The organism is Coleofasciculus sp. LEGE 07092, assembly GCF_015207375.1.
Taxonomy (GTDB): domain Bacteria; phylum Cyanobacteriota; class Cyanobacteriia; order Cyanobacteriales; family Coleofasciculaceae; genus LEGE-07092.
In genome coordinates this window covers 22,308-28,554 of sequence record NZ_JADEWY010000089.1, presented here as the reverse complement: position 1 = coordinate 28,554, position 6,247 = coordinate 22,308, and the positions used below count along the sequence as shown (strand labels likewise).

The window sequence follows — 6,247 nt, the reverse complement described above, 5'->3', positions numbered from 1 at the left end:
CCCCCGTCCTCCCCCTCTACTGATGGTTGAACGTCACCAAAAAATTCATCCAGGTCAGCAGCCGCTTCTTCCCAAACCTTCATGTCTAATTTCTGAGGTTGAGGGTCAGAGGTGGGAGTTTCCTCCGCCAAGATAGTCTGTAGTTGGTCAAGGGACTCTACAAAAGCTCTGGCGGCAGCAGTGCGCAGATTTGGCTGAGGCTTAGACATACTATTTTGAGTTCTCAAAAACTGCTTTTGATTCAAAAAAACTACCTAAAACTTCAACGATACAACCCTGATTCCATACCCTCAACCGCCATAACTAGTATTTTTGGGAACAGGGGATGAGAAAAAATGCCGAAAAAATCTCAAATATGATAATTTAAGGTTTCGTTATGAGTCTGATCCGGTATGCAATCCGATGTGACAGTTCACGGTGGCGAATGCGAGCAAAAAACTTGCGATTAGGGCTGGGTCAAGTTGAGAATAAGGAGGGCAAGACACCTCAGGGGAAATGAATGTGAGTCAAGAATTTGATTACGATTTGGTGATTGTCGGTGCCGGTGTAGGCGGACATGGGGCTGCCTTACACGCGGTGAGCTGCGGTTTGAAGACTGCAATTGTTGAAGCTGGTGAAATGGGTGGAACGTGCGTCAATCGAGGCTGTATCCCCTCAAAAGCCCTACTAGCAGCATCGGGTCGGGTACGAGAGTTGCACAATACCCACCACCTGAAATCCCTAGGGATTCACGTCAGTGGCGTTGAGTTCGACCGCGAAGCCATTGCGAACCACGCCAGCAATCTGGTTTCTAAAATTCGGGGCGATCTCACCAACAGCCTCAAACGTTTAGGTGTTGAGGTTATTCACGGTTGGGGTCGGATAGCGGGACACCAGAAAGTAACCGTCGCTACAGACAGTGGTAAAAAAACCCTAACAGCTAAAGATATTATCCTAGCGGCAGGTTCAGTTCCCTTCGTTCCCCCAGGTATTGAACTGGATGGCAAAACAGTCTTTACCAGTGATGATGCCTTAAAACTAGACTGGCTACCTCAATGGATAGCCGTTATCGGCAGTGGTTACATTGGCTTAGAATTTGCTGATATCTACACGGCGCTGGGGTCTGAAGTCACCATGATCGAAGCCCTAGACCAGTTGATGCCGACCTTCGATCCGGATATCGCTAAACTGGCAACGCGGATACTTATTACTCCCCGCGATATCGAAACCCATGCAGGCGTTTTGGCACAGAAAGTCATCCCCGGTTCACCAGTCGTCATCGAACTAGCGGACGCCAAAACCAAGGAAGTCGTTGATGTACTAGAAGTTGATGCTTGTTTAGTCGCTACGGGTCGGATTCCGTTTACCAAAAATTTGGGGTTGGATGCTGTAGGAATTGAAACTGATCGTCGGGGCTTTATCCCTGTCAACGACCAAATGGCTGTTCTCTCAGGAGGAGAACCCGTCGCCCATCTATGGGCTATTGGCGATGCTACGGGTAAACTCATGCTGGCTCACACGGCATCGGCTCAAGGCGTTGTGGTCGTAGAGAATATCTGTGGGCGGCACCGTACTATAGACTATCGCAGCATTCCAGCCGCCGCGTTCACTCACCCCGAAATCAGTTATGTAGGACTCACAGAACCAGCCGCCCAGGAGTTAGGTGAAAAAGAGGGGTTTGAAGTTAGGTCGGTGAGGACGTACTTTAAGGGCAATTCCAAGGCAATTGCTGAAGGTGAAGCAGATGGTATTGCTAAAGTAATCTACCGTCCAGATACCGGTGAAGTCCTCGGTGTTCACATCCTAGGCATTCACGCTTCTGATTTGATTCATGAAGCATCCAATGCGATCGCCCAGCGGCAATCGGTTAACACCCTTGCCTATTTAGTCCACGCCCACCCCACCTTGTCAGAAGTCCTTGACGAAGCTTACAAGCGAGCTGTAATTAGTCATTAATTTTTGACAACGAATGACCCATGACAAATAATCCAGCACATGCAAATTCGCCGACGCCCACCCAGTCCAACAATTAACTTGAGTACCCTGCGCTATCAAGTAGCGCTTCCAGACGCTGAACCTCGTCATATTTTGGAAGAAATAATCTGGCACAAAGAGAAAGAAGTTGACCAGATGCGGGAACGGCTGCCTCTAGTTCAACTGCGCAAGCGTGTAGAAACGGCACCGCCCCCTCGTAACTTCAAAGCGGCTTTAGTCTCAGGGAAGACTCGCCCCGCTTTAATTGCCGAAGTCAAAAAGGCATCCCCCAGTAAGGGAGTTATTCGTGCTGATTTTGACCCCGTAGCGATCGCCCAATCCTACAGCCAAGGCGGTGCTAGTGCTCTATCGGTGCTGACGGATCAAAAATTCTTTCAAGGTAGCTGGGATAATTTGGCAAACGTGCGTGCGGCAGTTGAACTGCCCGTGTTGTGCAAGGATTTCATCATCTACCCCTACCAAATCTACCTTGCCCGCAGCTACGGAGCCGACGCCGTTTTGCTCATTGCAGCAGTCCTTTCGGATCAAGACCTCCGCTACTTTGTCAAAATTGCCAATGCCTTGTCAATGACACCCCTGATTGAAGTCCATACCCTCGATGAATTAGACCGCGTGTTATCTCTAGATGGCGTTACCCTAGTAGGTATTAACAACCGTAACTTGGAAGATTTTTCGGTCGATTTGCAAACGACCTGCCAACTACTGACAGCGCGGAGCAACCCACTACAGGAGCGTGGCATTGTAGTCGTGAGCGAATCGGGGTTGCATACCCGTGCCGATTTAGAGCGGGTTGCATCTGCAGGTGCCTCTGCTGTTCTAATTGGCGAGTCATTGGTCAAACAACCCGATCCAGCAGTAGCGATCGCTGAATTGTTTCCTAGTTAGTGAACAGCTACCACAAGCACAATCCCTTGCCCCTAAGTCTTAGGGCAGAGTTTTATCACGCCGAGTCATCCACTTCGAGGTAAATCAGATTTCATGGAGCCACTCCCCCTTCCGTCATACATCCATTACGAACTGCTTCTCCAACTGCTGGAGCGGCAAACGTCTTTTGCTGCCAACCAACAACCGGTGCTTCGAGAGCAGGTTCACCAACTGATTGCTACCCTTCGCAAAGCCTTAGCTCAACAAAAGCAAATTGAACAAAGCTGCCAACGAGTAAACGTTCCCGTCGAGTATCGTTGGGCGCTGAACAGCATCAAGGTTGAGCCAGAAAATTCAGAAGCTTTGCCCTTAAATAATAAACCGGAACTTCGGAGTTAGCACTCTTGGATAATTTTCGATAGTATTACTAGCTGTAATTCTTGTCCAGCCTAACGTTTAGACACTGAAGAGCAACGCTGTAGTTTCTGTGCGCGATTCCTAGAAGTCTCCGCTCAACTTTGGTTGGTTTGGTGGGTAAAGCAGTTGATTCGCTAAAACATTAGCAACAGTTTTGTAGGATTAAATCTTAGTATTTTTTACAACAAGAGCGTAGAGGACAATCCCATGGATAACAAGCAGATGCTGATGATTCCAGGACCGACACCGGTACCGGAACAAGTGTTACTGGCTCTAGTCAAACACCCAATTGGGCATCGCACTGGCGAATTTAGCGAGATTATGGCAGAGGTGACACAAAACCTCAAATGGCTGCACCAGACTGAGAATGATGTCTTGGTTCTAACGGCGAGTGGCACGGGAGCCATGGAAGCCGGTATTATTAATTTTTTGAGTCCGGGCGATCGCGTTTTGGTAGGATCTAACGGCAAATTTGGCGATCGCTGGGCGAAACTGAGTGCCGCCTTTAATCTTGAGGTGGAAACTGTGACAGCCGATTGGGGTAAACCCCTCGAACCGGAACAGTTTAAAGAAAAACTAGTTGCCGATACGGAAAAGAAAATCAAAGCCGTCATCGTAACTCACTCGGAAACCTCGACTGGTGTCCTCAACGATTTAGAAACGATTAACCGTCACGTTAAAGAACACGGCGAAGCCCTGATTATCGTAGATGCTGTTACCAGCTTGGGGGCAGTCAATCTGCCAGTGGATGCTTGGGGGATTGATATTGTCGCATCAGGTTCTCAAAAAGGCTACATGATTCCTCCAGGACTTGGGTTCGTGTCCGTCTCTCCCAAAGCTTGGCAAGCGTATAAGACTGCCAAACTCCCGCGTTTTTACTTAGATTTGGGTGGGTACAGCAAAGCCGCTGCTAAAAATAGTAATCCCTTTACACCGCCAGTTAATCTCGTGATTGCTCTACAAGTGGCACTACGCATGATGAAAGCAGAGGGATTAGAATCGATCTTCGCACGTCACCAGCGTTTGATGAGAGCGACTCGTGACGCGATCAATGCTCTTTCATTACCCTTGTTTGCCCCAGATGAAGCTGCCAGTCCTGCAATTACTGCCGTGGCACCCGTGTCAGTTGATGCCGAACAAATTCGTGCCGTGATGAAAAAGCACTTTGATATTGCCTTAGCTGGAGGACAAGACCACTTCAAAGGTAAAATTTTCCGTATCGGTCATCTCGGCTTTGTTTGCGATCGCGATATCCTTGCCGCAATTGGGGCTTTAGAAGCAAGCCTCCGCGAATTAGGTTACGAATCAATGACACCGGGATCTGGTGTTGCGGCTGCGGCTAGAGTCTTTGCTCAATCCTAATCACTCATGGATGATGGGTTGGGAGTTTTTCCCTTTCACACTTCAGGCTGAATTTGACCCATTGCAAAAAAGAGCGAGTCGCTCATTGACCCGCTCTTTTTTGTGTTGGAATTAGTGATGAATGAAAATACTGTAAGGTCTCTACCAGTATTTGCCAAGGATTACGGTTAATCCATAGATATAAGCGCTTGGACATTACTAATCTGCTCCTCGCCAATTTATCTAGTTTTAGACCGTTTCCAACCAGTCATAAATTTGGTCTAATTGCTTAAGGGTGACTAAGCCGTACCGCCAGAGAATCATCGGTAGGGGTCCCGGGTCTTGTTCCCGGTGCCGTTGAGCAATTGCAATTGAATCTGTAGAAATCGCTAGCTCTTCTTTGAGAAAGCGCAAAAATTCTGAATAGTTTGCAGGTGCCATCGTTTCGCTCACCTCCTTTTATCGGCTCTATTGTGGAACTAGCTGCCTGCTTCCTTGAGTTGCGAGTAGACAGTCTTTTATCTGTCCACTGTATAAGGGGGGCTTTAGAGTATCTTGACAGTTAAACTCCTTTTTACTTGTGTCACAAATCACTCTCAATCTGAGATCTGTATCAACTGAGTCAGTTTTTGCCAGCGGTATCAGACGAGAGGCAAAACTCCAGGTTCAGCGGCTGGTTAACCCAGCTTACTTCAACCTGTTACGAGCCACATCAAACCACACGAGGGATTCTTAATAAACCGCGTTTATTTTCGCCCCACTTGGGCGCTTTCTGCTCAAGTGATAGGTCAAGTGAAAGTATTACGCTCAGTGTACGCTACTCAGTCACACTTACCTCACACCCTTGCCTAACGTTTAACCCGCTAAGACTCTTTTAGCGTTACACCTTCGCTTTTTTTAGGGGTAGTTTACCAATTGCCAGCGCTAATCGCTCTGTAATGGTCAAGAGTATCTGAATTTCTGACCATTTTGCTCTACCTTAGGTAAAGAGTATCTTATTTTTGTTGCAAAAAGGCAAAACTTCCCCAGGAATTTTTAATGTTTTTAATAAAAATTTAATATTGAGATGGATTAGGTGGGCTTGTTTCATCATTGAGAAACTTGACATTTAGCCGATCGCCTGCATTTAACCCTAATTCAGCCGCCCGCCCACCGCGCAGTTCGATCACTTGGTCAACAAGACCCTCTGGACCGTAGGTTGGGCAGGTTACTGTGGTACAAGGCGGAACGCTTGCAGCGATCGCTTGAACTTCTCCATCTCGCAAAAATACCATATCCAGCGGAATTTTCACATTTCTCATCCAAAAACCCACGGGTCGCGGTGGGTTGAAAGAAAATAACATTCCCCGATTGGGTGCGAGGGAAGTCCGATACATCAACCCCATCTGTTGCTCTTGGGGTGTCCGGGTTACTTCCAGCAAAATTCGCTGCCCTCCTATCTGAGCTTCCGCTGCAATGGGTAGCATTTGACCTGAATTTGAGGATGATGGTGAAACCGATGGGGATGGTTGTTCGTCAGACTTCAACGGCGTTGAAGAGGCAATACCCCCTGGCACAGATGCCGAACACCCAATCAAAACGATACTGAGCGTTACTAAGAGCCAACTGATGCGATACTTCATGCTGGGGAATGGGGAGTGGGAAATCGGGA

Annotated in this window: 7 protein-coding genes; 4 read left to right on the top strand and 3 right to left on the bottom strand. The window is 47.9% G+C overall.

Annotation, left to right across the window (positions count from 1 at the left end; all coding sequences use genetic code 11):
- Positions 1–209: hypothetical protein (locus IQ257_RS20060; RefSeq protein WP_193933178.1), on the bottom strand; the 209-nt coding region annotated here is incomplete at its 3' end.
- 292 nt (positions 210–501) lie between these two features.
- Here IQ257_RS20060 and lpdA point away from each other — a divergent pair.
- From lpdA to IQ257_RS20040, 4 genes are all read left to right on the top strand, one after another.
- Positions 502–1,935, top strand: a complete 1,434-nt coding sequence (gene lpdA / locus IQ257_RS20055) for a dihydrolipoyl dehydrogenase (RefSeq protein WP_193875927.1) — start codon at positions 502–504, stop codon at positions 1,933–1,935.
- A gap of 39 nt (positions 1,936–1,974) precedes the next feature.
- On the top strand, positions 1,975–2,859 hold the full coding sequence (gene trpC, locus IQ257_RS20050) for an indole-3-glycerol phosphate synthase TrpC (protein ID WP_193875925.1): 885 nt from the start codon (positions 1,975–1,977) through the stop codon (positions 2,857–2,859).
- Between the two features lie 93 nt (positions 2,860–2,952).
- A complete protein-coding gene (locus IQ257_RS20045) occupies positions 2,953–3,237 on the top strand; it encodes a DUF5340 domain-containing protein (protein ID WP_193875923.1) in 285 nt (94 codons plus the stop codon).
- Positions 3,238–3,462: 225 nt separating this feature from the next.
- Positions 3,463–4,617 (top strand): pyridoxal-phosphate-dependent aminotransferase family protein, encoded by a 1,155-nt coding sequence (locus IQ257_RS20040; RefSeq protein ID WP_193875921.1) that lies wholly within the window; start codon positions 3,463–3,465, stop codon positions 4,615–4,617.
- Positions 4,618–4,845: 228 nt separating this feature from the next.
- On the opposite strand, the gene IQ257_RS20035 is transcribed toward IQ257_RS20040, so the two are convergent.
- The gene (locus IQ257_RS20035; RefSeq protein ID WP_193875919.1) at positions 4,846–5,037 is read right to left on the bottom strand and encodes a DUF2949 domain-containing protein; all 192 of its coding nucleotides are present in this window, start codon (positions 5,035–5,037) and stop codon (positions 4,846–4,848) included.
- 614 nt (positions 5,038–5,651) lie between these two features.
- Positions 5,652–6,218, bottom strand: coding sequence for a DUF192 domain-containing protein (locus IQ257_RS20030; RefSeq protein ID WP_193875917.1), 567 nt, complete (start codon positions 6,216–6,218; stop codon positions 5,652–5,654).
- Between the last annotated feature and the right edge of the window lie 29 nt (positions 6,219–6,247).